Origin of the sequence: Enterococcus sp. DIV0691 (assembly GCF_051711145.1) — a bacterium.
GTDB lineage: Bacteria > Bacillota > Bacilli > Lactobacillales > Enterococcaceae > Enterococcus_B > Enterococcus_B hirae.
On record NZ_JBIOLY010000001.1, the window covers coordinates 2,326,637 to 2,342,573 of the forward strand.

Sequence of the window (15,937 nt, forward strand, 5' to 3'; positions counted from 1 at the left end):
CTTTCATTTCAATATAAGCCCTTAGCTTAATGAAAATTCATTCTCTATTTTACCATCTCGCAACATGATTTCTTTGGCTGCTTGTTTGATGTCTTCTCCATTATATAATACATTGTAGATTGTCTGTGTGATCGGCATCTCTACCCCTAGTTGTTCCGCTAATTCAACCGCAGCTTTAGTGGTAGAGACTCCTTCAACCACCATTCCCATATTCTCAAGTACTTCTTCTAATTTATGTCCTTGACCAAGCAAATTTCCTGCTCGCCAGTTACGAGAATGAACACTTGTACAAGTCACGATCAAGTCACCTACACCACTCAAGCCAATAAATGTCAATGGATTGGCACCCATTGCCACTCCTAGACGGCTAATCTCCGCTAATCCTCGAGTCATGATCGCCGCTTTTGCATCATCACCAAAACCTAATCCATGGATGGCACCAGCACCGATAGCAATGATATTTTTTAAAGCCGCACCCGTTTCAACTCCGATGACATCATTATTCGTATAAATTCTAAAATAATCATTCATGAACAGATCTTGCACATAGATTGCCGCTTGCTGATCAATGCTTGCAGCAGTAATGGTCGTAATATCATGAACAGCAACTTCTTCCGCGTGGCTTGGTCCAGAAAGCACGACGATTGCCTTTCTTTTTTCCTCTGGAATCTCTTCAGCAATAACTTCAGAAATGCGTTTATGTGTTCCTTGCTCTAACCCTTTACTTGCATGAATGATGATTGGTTTAGTATTCATTTTCTCAATCAATTCTTGAGCAACTGAACGAATGGCTTTCGTTGGTACAACGAATAAAACCGCATCGACATCCTTCACTGCTTCTGCTAATTCTTTATAACCGATAATCGTTTCGGAAATTTTTAGGTTAGGTAAAAATTGTTTATTTGTATGATACTGATTAATTTCATCGATTTGTTCAGGAACATTTCCCCAAATACGAACATCATGTCCGTTTTCTGCTAAGGTTTGCGCTAAAGCAGTCCCCCAAGAGCCTGGGCCTAAAACTGCAATTTTTTGTTTCATTGATATTCCTCCAAATAGTTGATAGTAACTATTATAGTATAGATACTCTAAATGTTGAAAACTATTTTTCCCGTTTTAACAGTTTGTTTAACACTTGACATTGTTGTATTAAGATACATTTTAATTTTATGTCATTCAAAGCGTTATAATTATCGTATAAATAATCATTGAATCAACTAGAAAGGGGGGGCTAGAATATGTGGTCTGTTACACCGCCATTTTAATTAATGTTTCAGTTATTTTTATTTCAGCGATATGGGTTGCATCGTTTGTCCCATCACTTTTGTACGATCGTTACTAAATGATAAAAGAAGAAAACACCAGAATTCAGATTGAACTGTGTGTTTTCTTCTTTTGTTTATTCTCTCATCCTGAACAACTGAAAATAACTATTTAGATTAGAGCATGTAAAATGGTTGCGTGGCTTATCTTATATTTTGATTCTGACAATTTTATGTAAAAAAATCAGAGTGCGCCTTATATGTGTATGTCCTCATTACATCCTCATTGTAATAGCCCTGACATACTGCACTCTGACTCTTTTTTTATTTTGTTAACTTTATTAACTGATCTTCAGCCATAATGCTAAAGCCACATCAGGTTCCCAGCCGATTTGTCCCATGTGGATGTTACGACAACGGTAAAGATTTCCTTTATAGGTCACAATATCACCAATATTATATAATTTCCCAATTTTCCATTCTTCTGCTTGATTATCTGCTGTCGTTTTCGCTGTCACTTGTTGACTTTTCTTAGAAATACCAGAAGAATTGACTGCTGCGATTTGATAAGTGTATGTCGTATCAGACATTAATCCCTTGTCTATAAAATCTGGTGTCATCGAGGTTGTTAATAGAACGCCATTTCGATAGATTTCATAGCCGATGACCTCTTCTTTCGGATCATTTGCAGACCAACCGAGTGTCACAGAGTTTTGCGATACACCTTTTACTACTAGACCAGTTGGCATCGAAGGGGCTGGTAATTGTGAACCAGCTTGTGTTCTGATCGTTAATACATCAGACGATGTTGAGCGATTTCCTGATGTATCGACTGCTTCAACCGTAAATGAATAGGTTGTGTCTGGGGATAAATTGCTCACCGTATAATTGGTTGTGTTACTAGTGCCAATGAGTTGTTTGTTTTGATAAACATTATAATGAGAAACACGCACATTATCAGTAGAAGCTGACCAGCTTAATGAAATGCTTGATTGCGTTGCAGTTCCTTTTAAATTTTCTGGTTTAGAAGGTTTCTCAGTATCTGGTACTTGCTCTTTGAACAATCCTTGATAAGCATTCGCAAACGACTGATTATAGGCAATCCCAGCTTTATTTCTGCCCTCGTCCCAGTTGACACTCCATGTCATGATTCCTTTTAATGGCGTTTGATCTTTTGTCATTTGTTCAAACACTTGGTAGACCTTTGAAGGATCTTTAACATAGCCATTCGCTGCGGCATCTTCGTTAGCTGGGATCCCTAATGCTAGTTTACTTGCAGGAATTTGGATAAAGCCACCGCTTCCTTCATTAAATGATTTTGAAATCCCGTACAAAAATTCATACTTTTTATTGTCATTGTTTTGGGCAATCCATTCCGTCCCAACACTGATCCCATCGCCTGCTTGATTATACACTTGATTATACAATTGAGGGGCAATAAAGTCATATTCATTTTGTAAAGCTGTAATGTATGGTACATATGCCCCATTTGTTCTTAAGTATGGAAATTCAGGCGCCATTGAGATAATAAAATGTTTGTTTTCTTTCTTGTAATGCTCACGAACGATTTTTAATGCCGCCGGAATGACTGTTTGATTATCCCCAGCAGCCACCGCAGTTTGTTCCAAATCAATATCTAATCCATCAAAGCCATATACTTCTACTAACCGAATGATTTCATTCGCAAAAGCTTGTTCCTGGCCACGATGTAATTCAATATGTGAATCTGCTCCTCCTAGAGAAATAATGACTGCTCGCCCTTGCGCATTCAATGTTGCTACTTTTTCACGAAAGGCCTGATCCGTCATATTATAAGGTTTAAAAGTAGGAATCCCTTCTCCTTTCATAAACGAAACCGTCACTACATTGTAAAAAGGATTTATTTTGGCCAAATCAATGTCGGCTGGACGACCTCCTTGATAGCCTGCGCCTTGTTCCGCTTGCCAGTTATGATAGTATCCGACTGCAATTTGTTTATTCGCGAGGTCAGGCATCGTGTCTGCTGCATCAGCTGCAAAAACCGTCGTACCTCCACTTACTATTGCACTAAACACGCCTACAGAAAATAATACTAGTTTTTTCTTCATCAAACCGCCTCCATTATTCTTTATTACATAACATATTACACCACCAATTAAAACGATTACAATTATTTGCATAGTATTGCAACACCCAAATAATCGATTACGCACTTTTTCTTTAAAAGCGCGCAAAAATGACGCTTTATTTAAATTTTATTACATTTGTGATATATTTAAAAAAACATCTACAATATATATAAAAAAACACTAGGAGGATAAAGATATGACTAACCATTCGTCTCTGATTCGTAAGTTAAGAAAAGAACGTGGCTTAACACAAGAACAGTTGACACGAGGTATCTCACAACGAGGAACCCTTGCAGCGTTTGAATCAAGAGGAACAAAGATCAGTTTTGAACTATTAGTTAACTACCTTGAACGAATGAACATTACTTTAGAAGAGTATCAATTTCTTCTTAATAGCAATTCACTTACGAATAAACAAAAATTAACCAACTATCTCATCTCATCCAAAAAAATCACTCACGAACAAGAATTAGAACTACTAAACGAATACGAAAAAACAGGCAGCATCTACTATCGTTTGATTTATGCCCAACGAAAATTGATTATGAACTACCTCTACAACCATACTGATACCAATTTGAAAATAGAAGAAGAAATTTTTGTGATCAAAAATTATCTTGAAAAAATTGAAACCTGGGGACATTTTGAACTAACGATTTTTTCAAACTGTTTGTTTATTTTTGATGATCAATACATCATCCATCTCTTTCAAACCAGTGTATCAAAAATGAAAACGTACATAGACGCTACCTACTATTCAGAACTTTTCTCTAATTTTATTCTTAATGGTTTACGCCTCTCATTTAACCGTCATTCTGCGATTCTTAGAAAACTTTTTCTATGCGAACTGAAAAGATTAACGCAAAACCACAAACAGTCAATTGATCTTGCCCAGTATAAATTATTTGCGGCTTTGGATAGATTAGCAGATGGCGATCATTCAGCCATCCCGGAAATCGAAAAGGGTCTTCGTTTTTTTGAGTGGTTAGATTTGACTAATGCTAAAGAATATTTTAGTAATCTCAAAAATTCATTGATTGAAAGCAGTTTACAAAACAAAGCTAATTAACAATAACGAACCGGAAGATGTTATTTTTGTTGTAATGCTAGACAAACAATCTAAGCTTACTATTCTCCTCGTTATACTAAATTCATGAAAAGAAAACCTTTTCATAAAAATCATTTTGGAGGAAAGTTATAATATGAAAAAAAGTTCTTTATTAGGGTTAGGTTTGGTTTTAGCAACGACAGGATTGACAACATTATCTTCCGTCAATGTTTCAGCACATGGTTATGTTATCTCGCCAATTAGCCGTGCCTATCAAGGTCAATTGGATAAAGAAAACATTGGCTATGATTTCGCAGTTCAAAAATATGGTCCGATCATTAATGAACCACAATCACTAGAAGCTCCTCAGGGATTCCCTAAAGGTGGACCAGCAGATGGAAAAATCGCTTCTGCAAATGGTGCAAGAGGATTTGAATTAGATAAGCAAACTTCTAGTCTATGGACGAAACAAAATTTAACAGGGGGAGCGACAAAATTCACTTGGAAGTATACGCAATCACACCCAACTAGTAAATGGCATTACTATATCACTAAACCAGGTTGGAACCAGAATAAACCACTTTCTCGCAATGAACTTCAATTGATTGGCGAAGTCCAAGGAAAAGGTGCGCAAGCTAGCACGAGTCCAACTCACACCATTACGATCCCAAATGACCGGATAGGTTATCATGTGATTTTAGCAGTTTGGGATGTAAGTGATACATCAAATGCCTTCTACAATGTCATTGATGCGAATATCCAACCTCGTAGTATCTTAAATGATTTAAATGAATCCTTAAATGAATCCTTAAATGAATCCATGTGATTCTCTTTAACTGAACAATCAATCATTCTTCATTTTCTTTACTGTTTATTGAAAACATTTGCTCATTCTTTCCCACGATGGGTAGTTCTAGTATCGCTAGGCTCAACATCGTGGGATCTTTTTCGTTTCACTTTTGCCACTCATCAATAATAAGAGCGTATCAGAAAGAAGTTATCTTTTATCGAATGCTTTTTCATGATATCGAACTGAGTGTACTTTTTTAGGAACCATACTTTTTTTGTTGCAATAACAAACAATATTTAACCCTCTTCTCCTATCGTTTTATACTATTTTTGTGAAAACATTTATTTCACATAATAAGCAATTGATGGAGGGAATCAAGATGAAAAAAAGTTTAGTCGTAGGATTAGGTCTCGTTTTAGCAACAACTGGTTTAACTGCCTTATCGACAGTTAATGTGGATGCTCACGGTTATGTGGAGAAACCTATCAGTCGTGCCTATCAAGGAGAATTAGACAGTAAGAAGAATTGGCATGCAGCTCTTGAAAAATACGGTGAAATAATTACTGAGCCACAATCACTAGAAGCACCTAAAGGATTCCCAAATGGTGGACCTGCAGATGGAAAAATTGCTTCCGCAAATGGTGTCAAAGGATTTGAATTAGACAAACAAACTGCTACTATTTGGACAAAACAAAACCTTTCAACTGGTCCAACGAAATTCACTTGGTCTTATACTGCCGCGCATAAAACAGCTAAATGGCATTACTATATCACGAAAAATAATTGGAATCCAAACAAACCATTATCCCGCGATGAATTTCAATTTATAGGTGAGGTAGACGGTCACGGGAAAGATGCCGACACAAATCTAACACACACGATCACTATTCCAGGTGATCATCTCGGTTATCATGTCATCTTAGCCGTTTGGGATGTGAATGATACTTCAAATGCCTTTTACAATGTGATTGATGCGAATATCCAACCTCGTAATCTCTTAACTGACTTATCAAACAATTCATAAAAATTCTGCTATCAACATATCAACACACGGATCAAATCGCTCACTTGATCCATGTCATAACCAAAAAACATACCAGCATGAACCGTTTATTTCACTGACAGACGATTCATATTGGTATGTTTTATTTTATTATTTTACGAAATCGTTCCTCTTAGAACTGATTGTGTCGCTTAATACTCAAATTGACGGTAATATCTTCTGATTTCTAAGGGGTGACAATTTAATTGCTCGATATGCGCATCGATTCGTTGCGTCACCGCATGCATCAGCAAATAAGAAAGGACACGCCCACGATAACTTTCGTCAATTCCTTCAATTGGATAGTCTTTTGTATCAATCAATGTATAATTTGCACAGATTTTTGGTAATAGGTTTGCGACTCTTTCTGCAAGTACACGTTGTTCATCTTCTCCTAAGAACAACGTCACTGGTGTCGTTTCTTCAATCACTTCTAGCGTACCATGTAAAAATTCAGCAGCGTGGATCGATTTAGAAGGCAACCAACTTTGCTCTTCCCAATAACACATCGCATAAGAATAGACAGCGCCCCATTGGTTCCCAGCACCGATAAAATAGTGCATCGAATCGTGACGATGTTTTTCAGCAAACGCTAATCCAAAAGCATCTGCTTGTTTTTCGGCTTCGACTAAGCCAACTGCTAAGTGCTCTTCTAATTGTTGATAATAGGTTTCGTAGTCTTCAAATTCGCCATGATTATACATCAAACGATCTGCGACCATAAAGAATTTGATTTGTTCGGTTCCAGGTGCAGGATAAGTGATCGTATGGTCACAAAGTTCAGCGAGAATACTCTCTTTTGTATCAATAAACCCGATCAGTGTCGCACCCACTGTTTTGATTTCTTTGACCGCTTGCACGACTTCTTGCGTGGTACCAGTAACTGAAGACAAGACAACAATTGATTTTTCTGTTAGGCGTTTGTTGCCAGTTGTGTAATATTCTGCTGCATGTTGGACATAAACAGGCAGGTTACTTTTACCGTTCATATAAGTCACAGCTTGCATCGCTGACGCGTAGGTTCCGCCGATTCCTAAATAATAAATTGCATCGAATCCCTCTCCCAATCCGTCAATGATTTGTTCCACTTGCGGACGTAAAGCTAGCGCCCCATTGATATCCTCGATTTGTTTTTGTTCATTGAATTTTAACATAGTCTCCACCTCTTAAATTTTACTTTTTAATACTTCATCAAAATCATCAAAAATTCTTTGACCTAAATCGATCCCTTTGGCAGTCGCAATTTTATAAGCCAAAACTTGGATCGGTACAACTAAAGCTAAAACAGAAAGATCTTCTTCGCTAGTGATTCCCAGACTAAGCTGATTCTCAGTCGTTTCTCCTTCAGTCGTTACAACAATGACCTGTCCAACATATTGTTTCATGTATTGTGCTAATCGCTGGGAACGTTGCTGACTATCACTGTTGGTTTCCAAGAAGAATAGGATATGACCAGGATTGGCTTCTAAATACGGACCGTGCATGTATGCCTCTAATTCAAAGCCTTGGGAAGGTTCCCGAACAGTTTCCGTAAACTTGGTTTCAAACTCTTTCGCTGTTCCCCAATTCGGTCCATACCCGATCGCAATAAATCGTTTTGCTACACGAAAGAGTGCTTCATTTTTTTCAAAAAATTGTTCTGTTTGCGCAATGATCTGAGGAATTTTCATCACGATTTCTCTTAGTTGAACTAGTTTTTCTTCTTTTTGCGCTGCTGTTATTCGATCTTTACTGGTTCCAATCGCTAGACCTAAGAGAATCAACTGAAGAACGGTTGCTGAATAGCCCTTGGTAACAAACCCCACTTTTTCCACGCCCATATTCAAGTCAATCACTTGATCCACTTCTTTGGTGATCGGACTTTGATCATCTCCAGTTAAAGCGATCGTCCGTCGTTTTGATGATCGGATCTTTCGAATGGCATCGACTGTCGAAGCACTTTTCCCACTTTGAGAAACAGCGATGACTGTATCAACTTCTTCTGACAATTTCCCATAATGATTAAAATGATAAGGTTCTTGGATATCCACAGTGATATCTCCATAGCTTTCTAGTGCCGGCTTTGCAGCAAGACAAGCATTATACGAAGAACCTGTCGCCAGAATCAGAACGTGTTGCATGTTTTGATAAGACACATGAAGTGACGAATCATTCTTTTCAAGAATCGCTGATAAAACTGTTTTTTCTTCATGAATATAATCAAGCATTGTGACCATCTTGTTCTCTCCTTTTCTAAAAGATACCGATCCATGAACCAGCAATCCCAAAAATAGCTAATCCAATCAAAATCATCAATGGTTTGACTTCTTTTTTCAATAAATAAAAGACTGCTCCAAAGGCACCTAAACTTAAAATATGAGGAACGATATCATCAAAAATACTTTGAACCGTGACAGCATTTTCACCTGTTCCGATTTTCAAAGGAATATTGATATCGATCATCGTCGCAGTCATCCCGCCAACTACCATCAATCCAATGATTGAAGCACCTAACGTCAAACTTTCCATCATTCCGTTTGCTTGGATTTTCTTTAAAAATCCAGTACCTAATCGATAGCCCCAACTTGTTGCCAAGTAACGAAACAAAACATGAGGGATATTGAAAATCAAAAGGAATAAAATTGGTCCTAAAATATTTCCTTGTAGTGCTAGCGAAGTCCCAACACCCGTCGCGATCAAACGCAACGTTCCCCAAAAGAATGAATCGCCTAACCCTGCTAAAGGCCCCATCAGTGAGGTTTTGATACTATCAATAGCTGTTACATCAAACTCTGGGTCATTTTTATTTTCTTCTTCCATTGCTGCATTGATCCCTAAGATCAGGGTCACGATATGTGGTGTCGTGTTAAAAAATTCCAAGTGTCGTTTAAGCGCTGCTGACATTTCTTCTTTAGTATGATAGAGCTTTTTCAAGATGGGAATGATGGCAAAGACATAGGCCATATTCATCTGCCTTTCATAGTTCCATGAAAATTCCATTTGAAATGAGCGCCAAAAGACCTGATTCAGTTCTTTTTTGGTCACTTTGTGTTCTTCTTGATTAGAAGTCTTCATCCTCTTCTACCTCCCCTGCTGAAGTTTGAACGGATACTTGACGTACGTTCATGATATTGACGACAATGACGGCTAAGATCGCCCCAAAGATGGCAATACCTGTTACTGGAATCTCTAAGTAAGCTGCTACAGCAAAGCCTAAAAAGAAATAAGGTGCTACTTTTTTATTGATCAATAAACGTGCCAGCATGGCAAATCCAAGTGCTGGAATCAACCCAGTTGCAACGGTCAAGCCGTTTTGCACAAAATCTGGTATTTTCGCTAAGAGATTCCCGATCGTTTGACTTCCGACTAAATAAGAAATCATGACTACCAGACCAAGCATCAATGACAAGCCGAAACCAGCTAATAAGTGCATGTGTTCGACCCCTTTATAATTCCCATCCTCCGCATAACGATCTGCTCTGTGGTTCATGATCGGAATCAATAGTCCTAAATAAACATTTTTTAAAATAAGGGTAAGTGTCGCAATTGGTAAACCTAATAGTAATGCTGTTTCTGTTCCTGCTCCTGCAGTAATGGCAAATGCAGTTCCTAAGATTCCACCGGTCACAACGTCTGGTGGAATCGATGCTCCAACTGAAAATGAACCAATAAAAGCTAATTCCAAAGTTGCTCCCATAATAATACCTGTTTTTACATCTCCCAAAACAATCCCTGTAAATAATCCCGTTACGATCGGACGAGAAAGCAGGGAAGTTCCTAACGCATACTCTGATTGCGCAATAAAGGCAACCAGACCTAAAAGAATTGCTTGTAGGATCATCTTTTATTCTTCCTTTCTCATAAGACTTCCTTTGCTGCTATTTTTTTATCTGCTGGTACTTGACGAATTTCTACTTCTATCCCATCAGCGATCATTTGTTCCAACAATTTTTCTTCTTCAGGTAATACGTTGACCGCTTTACCTAGACTCCGCGTTCCTTCCTTTGCTTTAATCCCACCTAAATTGATTTGCTTGATCTGTGGACAAGCTTTTGCTAATTGATACGCATCTTTCACAGACTCTACTACGATAAATAGTTTATATTTATCCGTTACGCCACTTTGTAATGCAGCGATCGAATCTTCAATCGATTTGATCACTAGTTTCACTCCTTGTGGCTTTGCCAGCTTAATGGTTGTTTTGCGTATTTCATTGTTTGGCACATCATCATTTGCGATCAAAATACAATCTGCCCCAATTGATTGTGTCCAAGAAAAAGCGACTTGACCATGCAATAAACGATGATCGACTCTTGTTAAAATAATCATTTCCAATCCCTCCTAAAATTCTTCTTCTTCCATTTTTTTTTCGATACTTTCATTACAAAATTGGATCATTTCTTTTGAATCATTCAATACCTGATGGATCAATTCAACGATTGAATCAGCTGTCTCAATTTTTGTGGCAATCTCGATCAACAATGGCAGATTCAAACCAGCAATCAAGTAGATATTCGGTCGGTTAATGTACTGCAAAAATTCATTGTTTACACTGCCACCAAATAAGTCAGTGATGATGATCAACTCCTGCCCTTGATGATCGTTGATCAATTGCTGCACTGATTTTGCTAAATCAAACGTTTCAGTTCCATAGCAATCTAACGCTAGGATCGAATGCGTTTTACCAAAAATAAGTTCCAAAGAATCTAAAATCCCTGAAGCAAAACGTCCATGGGAGGCTAGAATAATTGTTCTTTCCATGTTTCCACCTCTTTCTTACTCTCACTACAAATAAAGCAAGATACGTGCCAACATAGTGGCGGTATCTTGCTTACGATTAAAATTCTTCTTCTGAGCCTATTTTATCCTCTACATTTTCGAGAATATCATAAATATAAGCGACTTCTGATGGTGGGATCGTGACACTATAATGTTCTTCGATGACACTAAATGCTTCTTTGATTCGATCCAAGGTTTCTTTTTGACACTGTAACAACTGTTCTTGACCATGGTAACTTTCAATCGGGATCTGCCTGATCAATCGTTCAATCAAACAACTGACATGGACAAAAAGGGCGATCTTTTGTGGCGTCGTGATGTTCTTATCAAAACGCATCTCCAATTCGCGCATAAACAGCTCGATTTCTGTCATCACTTTTTCTGTATCAAGGATCGTCACCGACTCCAGTACTTTTTCTAATGAAAAATTTCGGACAAATTGCTGATCAAAGTTAGCTTGTTCTTTCAATGAAAAAATAGGAGCCAGCCATTGAACAAGTTCATCCATCTTCTCTCCTGAAATCAATGACTCTAACGAAAGATATGGCATCGTGTCGATTTGAGGATTCGTTGTCCCAATGATGCCAATCACATCGTACATCGAAAAAACCGATTCCGTTAATTTTCTTTGTGTTAATACTTGGTATTCATAAGGGATGATTTTAAGTGCGCTGTTTGCTGGTAAACTTTTTTCAAGTAGTTCACTCATATGGACAGCCGTTCCGATCCCCGTCATGCAAGTGATCAGTAATGCTTTTTGTTTATTTTTTTGAGGGTAAATGATCGTCCACTCTGCTTCCAAGGAGGCCACCGCTTCCTTGACGATTTCTTCCAGATCAGTCATTTTTTGCATTTTTTCTCCAATACTGATAACTAATGGTGTTGTCACATTATTCAAAATAACGATTGGGGCAAAGACCTGATCTTTGAATAGTTGATGGATTTCTTTTAGCGAGCCCATATCAACTAAAATGATCAGTCCATTAGAGATATCATGACGATTACTGTAATCAATCATTTCATCCGCAATTTGTTGGGGAGTCACATCTAAGGGCATATCAAAGGATTCAAACAGATCATTTCCCAACAATCGATTAGCGACGTTTGCCATACTACTAGCGGTGGCATAACCATGAGCAGCAATGATTGCTTTAGGCACACTTTGTTCTTTTGTCCATTTCGTCCGTCTCAAATAGATCGTTAATAAAATATGATCTAATAAAGTAACTTCTAAATCTAACTTGGCTTGTGTCAATTCCAAGATCCGATGGGCGTAGTGATAGTTTGCTGGATACATTAGTTCTAACTGGCGGTCTAGTTCCTTGATCAATTGTTCGATTTCTCCATCTTCTGGTAACCACTTTACTGTGCTTCTTTGATAGAGATAATAACTTAGCGCATAGACGCTGTTACCATCAAACTTGATCTGATAGGCACTTTCCATTTGTTTTAGCGTTTCTCGAATGGAGTGCAACCAGTAGACTAGTAGTTCATGTTTTTCTTGGCGACTCGTTTCAAAGAGTAAAAAATCAAATAAATAAACGACTTCTTCTTTTAATTTTTCCTCACAGTTACTTACTGTTGCGCCATTTTTCTTAAAGGTCAATAATAGTTGTTCAAAGCAGCGGATCATTCGCTCCTGTTCTGGTTGTCTTTTTTCAACCAAATGAGCTAATTCTTTTTTCTCAGTGATCCACACAGCTGATTGGGCTGGGCTGTCTTGATGGGGAACCTTCAAAAGATATCTTTGTAAATGTTGGAGTTTGATCGATAGGCTCTCTTCCTCTTTTTGTTCAGCGAATGCTTTGGCTACAGCTACTTTTACGCTATTTTTCAATTCGCCGATGTTTCCCGAAAAACTTTGGTTCGTCAATAATGACAGCACTTGCCCACTCACTTTCATTGGTCGCTCGATTTTTCTTTGTTCATTTAAGAAAAAAGAATAAATCAGCTCCAATCGTTCTTCTTTTCCACGAGCACGTAAAGAAGGCAGATCAATCTTAAAAGGAATCCGACGCATAAAAGTGGGCAGAAAATGTTTGGTGACTTCTTCAGTCGTTGCAAAGAAGAGCCGAACATCGACTTTTTTCCCCTGATTCGTTTCTCCCATTCGATAAATAATCCCTTGATCCAGATACGTAAACAATTTTTCTTGTCCTTCAGGGCTAAGTCGATGAACTTCATCTAAAAATAATAATCCCCCATCGGCTGCCTCAAAAGCGCCAACCTTATCTTGTGTCGCACCGGTGTATGCTCCACTGACATGTCCAAATAAATTACTCGTCAACAATTCTGGATTATCGGCATATTGGGCACAATTCAACGTCACGAAAGGCGCATTTTCTGGTAAGAGATCATGTTCTAAACAGTATTGATAAACGATATTGACTAAGAAGCTTTTCCCTGTACCACTTTCTCCAGTTAATAACACAGGTAGCCCACCATCTGGATAAAAAAGAGCTGTTTTGATTTGTTCAATGCTTTCTTTCAGGCTTGCTTCGTGACCGATCACTAAAGAAAAAAGATCTTTACTTCTTGAAAAAATAGGCTGTTCAGCCCTAATTTCTTCAGTTGAGGCATAATACGTTTTACTTAAAGCAAAAAATTGCTGTTCAAAAGCCATTTTATGAAAGTAATAGACCGGACGAGAATTGATCTTAACCAAAATGCCAGCTTCATTTAATTGATTAAGATAATGACTGACCGTATTACGTTTCACTTTAAAGTATGCTGCTAAATATTTCGCTGTAAAAACATCACTTAATTGTGCTAAATCGATAAATGCCGTTTGATTTTCTAAATAATCTTGGATTTCTTCTTTTAACATTCTCTCACCTCTTCTCCATCATAGGAAACGCATTCATTTTGTCAATAGCTATTTTTATCTAAAAAGAAGGAGAAACAAACGAGATTCGTCAATGACTTTTTTTGCTAATTCACTTCAAAGTTTCATTTATGAAAAGGCTTATTCACTTTTCATTCTAAATTTCATAAGATACAATGTGAGAGTACCTACTTATACATAGGAAAGTACTCGTTTAAGACAAAGGGTCATCAATGTAAAATAGACAGAAATTTCTTGCAACTGACTCCCCTTTCTCTTAAATCCGTGCCTACCGTTTAAGTAGCTAAGAAAGAAATTCGAGAAAATTTATTTGGCTTTTTCTTAAAAATTCTCTTAGCTAATGGTAAATATATTTTAGGAGGAATCATATGATTCAGTTATTGCGTTATGCAAAAGATTACCGTAAACAAATCATTCTGGGTCCCGTTTTTAAATTCTTAGAAGCTGTCTTTGAATTGATTTTGCCATTATTGATGGCCTCATTGATTGATAACGGTCTAAAGATGAATGATCGTGGTGTGATCATCCAAATGGGGATCTGGATGGTCGTGATGTCAGTTGTTGGATTGATTTGTGCGATCATTTGTCAATATTATGCTTCAATAGCTTCACAAGGATTTGGTACTGAGCTTAGAAATCAACTAATCAAGAAAATCAATTCCTTTTCACATAGTGAATTAAATCATTTTGGTACAGATACATTGATCACTCGAATGACGAACGACATCAACCAACTCCAATTAGCATTAGCCATGGTAATCCGTTTATTGATCCGTGCGCCATTTCTAAGTATCGGTTCAGTCGTCATGGCCTTTGTGATTGACTGGGAAATCGGCTTGTTTTTCTTAGCTATTCTACCGATTTTTTCAATCATTTTATACTTTATCATCAAAAGAACAATTCCACTGTACCAAAAAGTCCAAGAAAAACTGGATCGTTTAAATGAAACGGTTAGTCAAAATCTAAGCGGTGTTCGTGTAATTCGAGCATTCTCCCGCACAAAAACAGAAATTGATACTTTTGATGAGGACACCGATGAATTAGCTAAAAACTACTTACGTGTTTCAAATATCTCAGCTCTCTTATCACCGGCTACCACATTGATCATGAATATCGGTATTATTTGTTTGTTGACTGTTGGTGGGATCAAAGTCAATATCGGACATTTGCAACAAGGTCAAGTCCTTGCGTTGATCAATTACATGAATCAAATGTTACTGGCATTGATCGTCGTTTCTAACCTGGTCGTTATCTTTACCCGGGCCGAAGCTTCAGGTAATCGGGTCAAAGAAGTCCTAGAAACTGACACCACACTGACAGATGCAGAAGATGCCTTGACACCGAATTTCCAATCCGAAAACATCGTTCAATTTGAACATGTCGACTTTCGTTATACTGAAAAGTCAGGATTATCTTTACAAGACATTACTTTTGCTTTGAAACGAAACACGGTTTTGGGGATCATTGGACCAACCGGTAGCGGAAAAACAACCTTAACTCAATTGATTCCACGTTTCTATGACGTCAGCGCAGGTTCCGTCGCTTTTGATGACGTGGATGTTCGCTCATGGAAACTTGATCCTTTAAGAAGCCAAATCTCACAAGTTCCTCAAACCGCTGTTCTATTCACTGGAACCATCCGTGAAAACCTTCAATGGGGAAAAGAAGATGCCACAGATGAAGAATGTTGGGAAGCTCTTAGAATTGCTCAAGCAGAAGAGTTTGTTCGACAACTTCCTAAAGGATTAGAAACAAAGGTAATGGAAAACGGAAAAAACTTTTCTGGCGGTCAAAAACAACGGCTAACGATTGCACGTGCGTTAATTGCCAAACCTGAATTATTGATTTTAGATGATTCTTTAAGCGCGTTAGATTATCAAACCGATCTTAACTTAAGAAAAGCATTACAAACCTCACTAGATACGACAGTCATTATTATTTCTCAACGAATCCGCTCGATTCAAGAAGCACATAAGATCCTCGTGATGGATCAAGGAAAGATCGTTGCGCAAGGGAAACATGAAGATTTATTGAAGGATTCCGTTGAGTATCGCGAAATCGTCGCATCACAGGAGGAAGAATAA

13 protein-coding genes are annotated in these 15,937 nt (G+C 37.8%); 4 read left to right on the forward strand and 9 right to left on the reverse strand.

Annotated features, from left to right (window positions below):
• Positions 1 to 21: 21 nt before the first annotated feature.
• Both IGJ11_RS10710 and IGJ11_RS10715 read right to left on the reverse strand, forming a co-directional pair.
• The gene (locus IGJ11_RS10710; protein WP_094940103.1) at positions 22 to 1,041 is read right to left on the reverse strand and encodes an NAD(P)H-dependent glycerol-3-phosphate dehydrogenase; all 1,020 of its coding nucleotides are present in this window, start codon (positions 1,039 to 1,041) and stop codon (positions 22 to 24) included.
• Between the two features lie 562 nt (positions 1,042 to 1,603).
• Positions 1,604 to 3,349: a fibronectin type III domain-containing protein gene (locus tag IGJ11_RS10715; protein ID WP_438772546.1), complete on the reverse strand. Its 1,746-nt coding sequence runs from the start codon at positions 3,347 to 3,349 to the stop codon at positions 1,604 to 1,606.
• A 217-nt stretch (positions 3,350 to 3,566) separates the two neighbouring features.
• Between IGJ11_RS10715 and IGJ11_RS10720 the strand changes: the two genes are divergently transcribed.
• The 3 genes from IGJ11_RS10720 (at position 3,567) to IGJ11_RS10730 (ending at position 6,232) form a co-directional block, all read left to right on the forward strand.
• Positions 3,567 to 4,439, forward strand: a complete 873-nt coding sequence (locus tag IGJ11_RS10720; protein WP_178285705.1) for a helix-turn-helix domain-containing protein — start codon at positions 3,567 to 3,569, stop codon at positions 4,437 to 4,439.
• Positions 4,440 to 4,572: 133 nt separating this feature from the next.
• Complete coding sequence (locus IGJ11_RS10725) at positions 4,573 to 5,244, forward strand: lytic polysaccharide monooxygenase auxiliary activity family 9 protein (protein WP_251849713.1); 672 nt, start codon at positions 4,573 to 4,575, stop codon at positions 5,242 to 5,244.
• A gap of 343 nt (positions 5,245 to 5,587) precedes the next feature.
• The gene (locus IGJ11_RS10730; RefSeq protein WP_010720753.1) at positions 5,588 to 6,232 is read left to right on the forward strand and encodes a lytic polysaccharide monooxygenase; all 645 of its coding nucleotides are present in this window, start codon (positions 5,588 to 5,590) and stop codon (positions 6,230 to 6,232) included.
• Positions 6,233 to 6,402: 170 nt separating this feature from the next.
• On the opposite strand, the gene IGJ11_RS10735 is transcribed toward IGJ11_RS10730, so the two are convergent.
• The 7 genes from IGJ11_RS10735 to IGJ11_RS10765 all read right to left on the reverse strand — a co-directional run bounded on the left by IGJ11_RS10735 (position 6,403) and on the right by IGJ11_RS10765 (position 13,835).
• Positions 6,403 to 7,404: an SIS domain-containing protein gene (locus IGJ11_RS10735; RefSeq protein WP_010737180.1), complete on the reverse strand. Its 1,002-nt coding sequence runs from the start codon at positions 7,402 to 7,404 to the stop codon at positions 6,403 to 6,405.
• Positions 7,405 to 7,416: 12 nt separating this feature from the next.
• Positions 7,417 to 8,466: an SIS domain-containing protein gene (locus tag IGJ11_RS10740; RefSeq protein ID WP_207431622.1), complete on the reverse strand. Its 1,050-nt coding sequence runs from the start codon at positions 8,464 to 8,466 to the stop codon at positions 7,417 to 7,419.
• Between the two features lie 16 nt (positions 8,467 to 8,482).
• Entirely contained in the window at positions 8,483 to 9,304 is an 822-nt protein-coding gene (locus IGJ11_RS10745; protein ID WP_010737178.1) for a PTS system mannose/fructose/sorbose family transporter subunit IID, read from the reverse strand.
• Positions 9,291 to 10,070 (reverse strand): PTS mannose/fructose/sorbose/N-acetylgalactosamine transporter subunit IIC, encoded by a 780-nt coding sequence (locus IGJ11_RS10750; protein WP_010720757.1) that lies wholly within the window; start codon positions 10,068 to 10,070, stop codon positions 9,291 to 9,293. The genes IGJ11_RS10745 and IGJ11_RS10750 overlap by 14 nt, the downstream gene beginning before the upstream one ends.
• A gap of 17 nt (positions 10,071 to 10,087) precedes the next feature.
• Positions 10,088 to 10,558: a PTS sugar transporter subunit IIB gene (locus IGJ11_RS10755; protein WP_010720758.1), complete on the reverse strand. Its 471-nt coding sequence runs from the start codon at positions 10,556 to 10,558 to the stop codon at positions 10,088 to 10,090.
• A gap of 12 nt (positions 10,559 to 10,570) precedes the next feature.
• Positions 10,571 to 10,990, reverse strand: a complete 420-nt coding sequence (locus IGJ11_RS10760) for a PTS sugar transporter subunit IIA (protein WP_010720759.1) — start codon at positions 10,988 to 10,990, stop codon at positions 10,571 to 10,573.
• Positions 10,991 to 11,066: 76 nt separating this feature from the next.
• Positions 11,067 to 13,835, reverse strand: a complete 2,769-nt coding sequence (locus IGJ11_RS10765) for a sigma 54-interacting transcriptional regulator (protein ID WP_088745473.1) — start codon at positions 13,833 to 13,835, stop codon at positions 11,067 to 11,069.
• Positions 13,836 to 14,221: 386 nt separating this feature from the next.
• On the opposite strand from IGJ11_RS10765, the gene IGJ11_RS10770 reads away from it, so the two are divergent.
• A complete protein-coding gene (locus IGJ11_RS10770; protein ID WP_207431621.1) occupies positions 14,222 to 15,937 on the forward strand; it encodes an ABC transporter ATP-binding protein in 1,716 nt (571 codons plus the stop codon).

Coding starts and splice junctions, on each gene's coding strand:
- IGJ11_RS10740 (WP_207431622.1), bottom strand. CDS start 8,466: ATGGTCACAATGCTTGATTATATTCATGAAGAAAAAACAGTTTTATCA.
- IGJ11_RS10765 (WP_088745473.1), bottom strand. CDS start 13,835: ATGTTAAAAGAAGAAATCCAAGATTATTTAGAAAATCAAACGGCATTT.
- IGJ11_RS10750 (WP_010720757.1), bottom strand. CDS start 10,070: ATGATCCTACAAGCAATTCTTTTAGGTCTGGTTGCCTTTATTGCGCAA.
- IGJ11_RS10710 (WP_094940103.1), bottom strand. CDS start 1,041: ATGAAACAAAAAATTGCAGTTTTAGGCCCAGGCTCTTGGGGGACTGCT.
- IGJ11_RS10730 (WP_010720753.1), top strand. CDS start 5,588: ATGAAAAAAAGTTTAGTCGTAGGATTAGGTCTCGTTTTAGCAACAACT.
- IGJ11_RS10755 (WP_010720758.1), bottom strand. CDS start 10,558: ATGATTATTTTAACAAGAGTCGATCATCGTTTATTGCATGGTCAAGTC.
- IGJ11_RS10725 (WP_251849713.1), top strand. CDS start 4,573: ATGAAAAAAAGTTCTTTATTAGGGTTAGGTTTGGTTTTAGCAACGACA.
- IGJ11_RS10745 (WP_010737178.1), bottom strand. CDS start 9,304: ATGAAGACTTCTAATCAAGAAGAACACAAAGTGACCAAAAAAGAACTG.
- IGJ11_RS10715 (WP_438772546.1), bottom strand. CDS start 3,349: ATGAAGAAAAAACTAGTATTATTTTCTGTAGGCGTGTTTAGTGCAATA.
- IGJ11_RS10720 (WP_178285705.1), top strand. CDS start 3,567: ATGACTAACCATTCGTCTCTGATTCGTAAGTTAAGAAAAGAACGTGGC.
- IGJ11_RS10760 (WP_010720759.1), bottom strand. CDS start 10,990: ATGGAAAGAACAATTATTCTAGCCTCCCATGGACGTTTTGCTTCAGGG.
- IGJ11_RS10770 (WP_207431621.1), top strand. CDS start 14,222: ATGATTCAGTTATTGCGTTATGCAAAAGATTACCGTAAACAAATCATT.
- IGJ11_RS10735 (WP_010737180.1), bottom strand. CDS start 7,404: ATGTTAAAATTCAATGAACAAAAACAAATCGAGGATATCAATGGGGCG.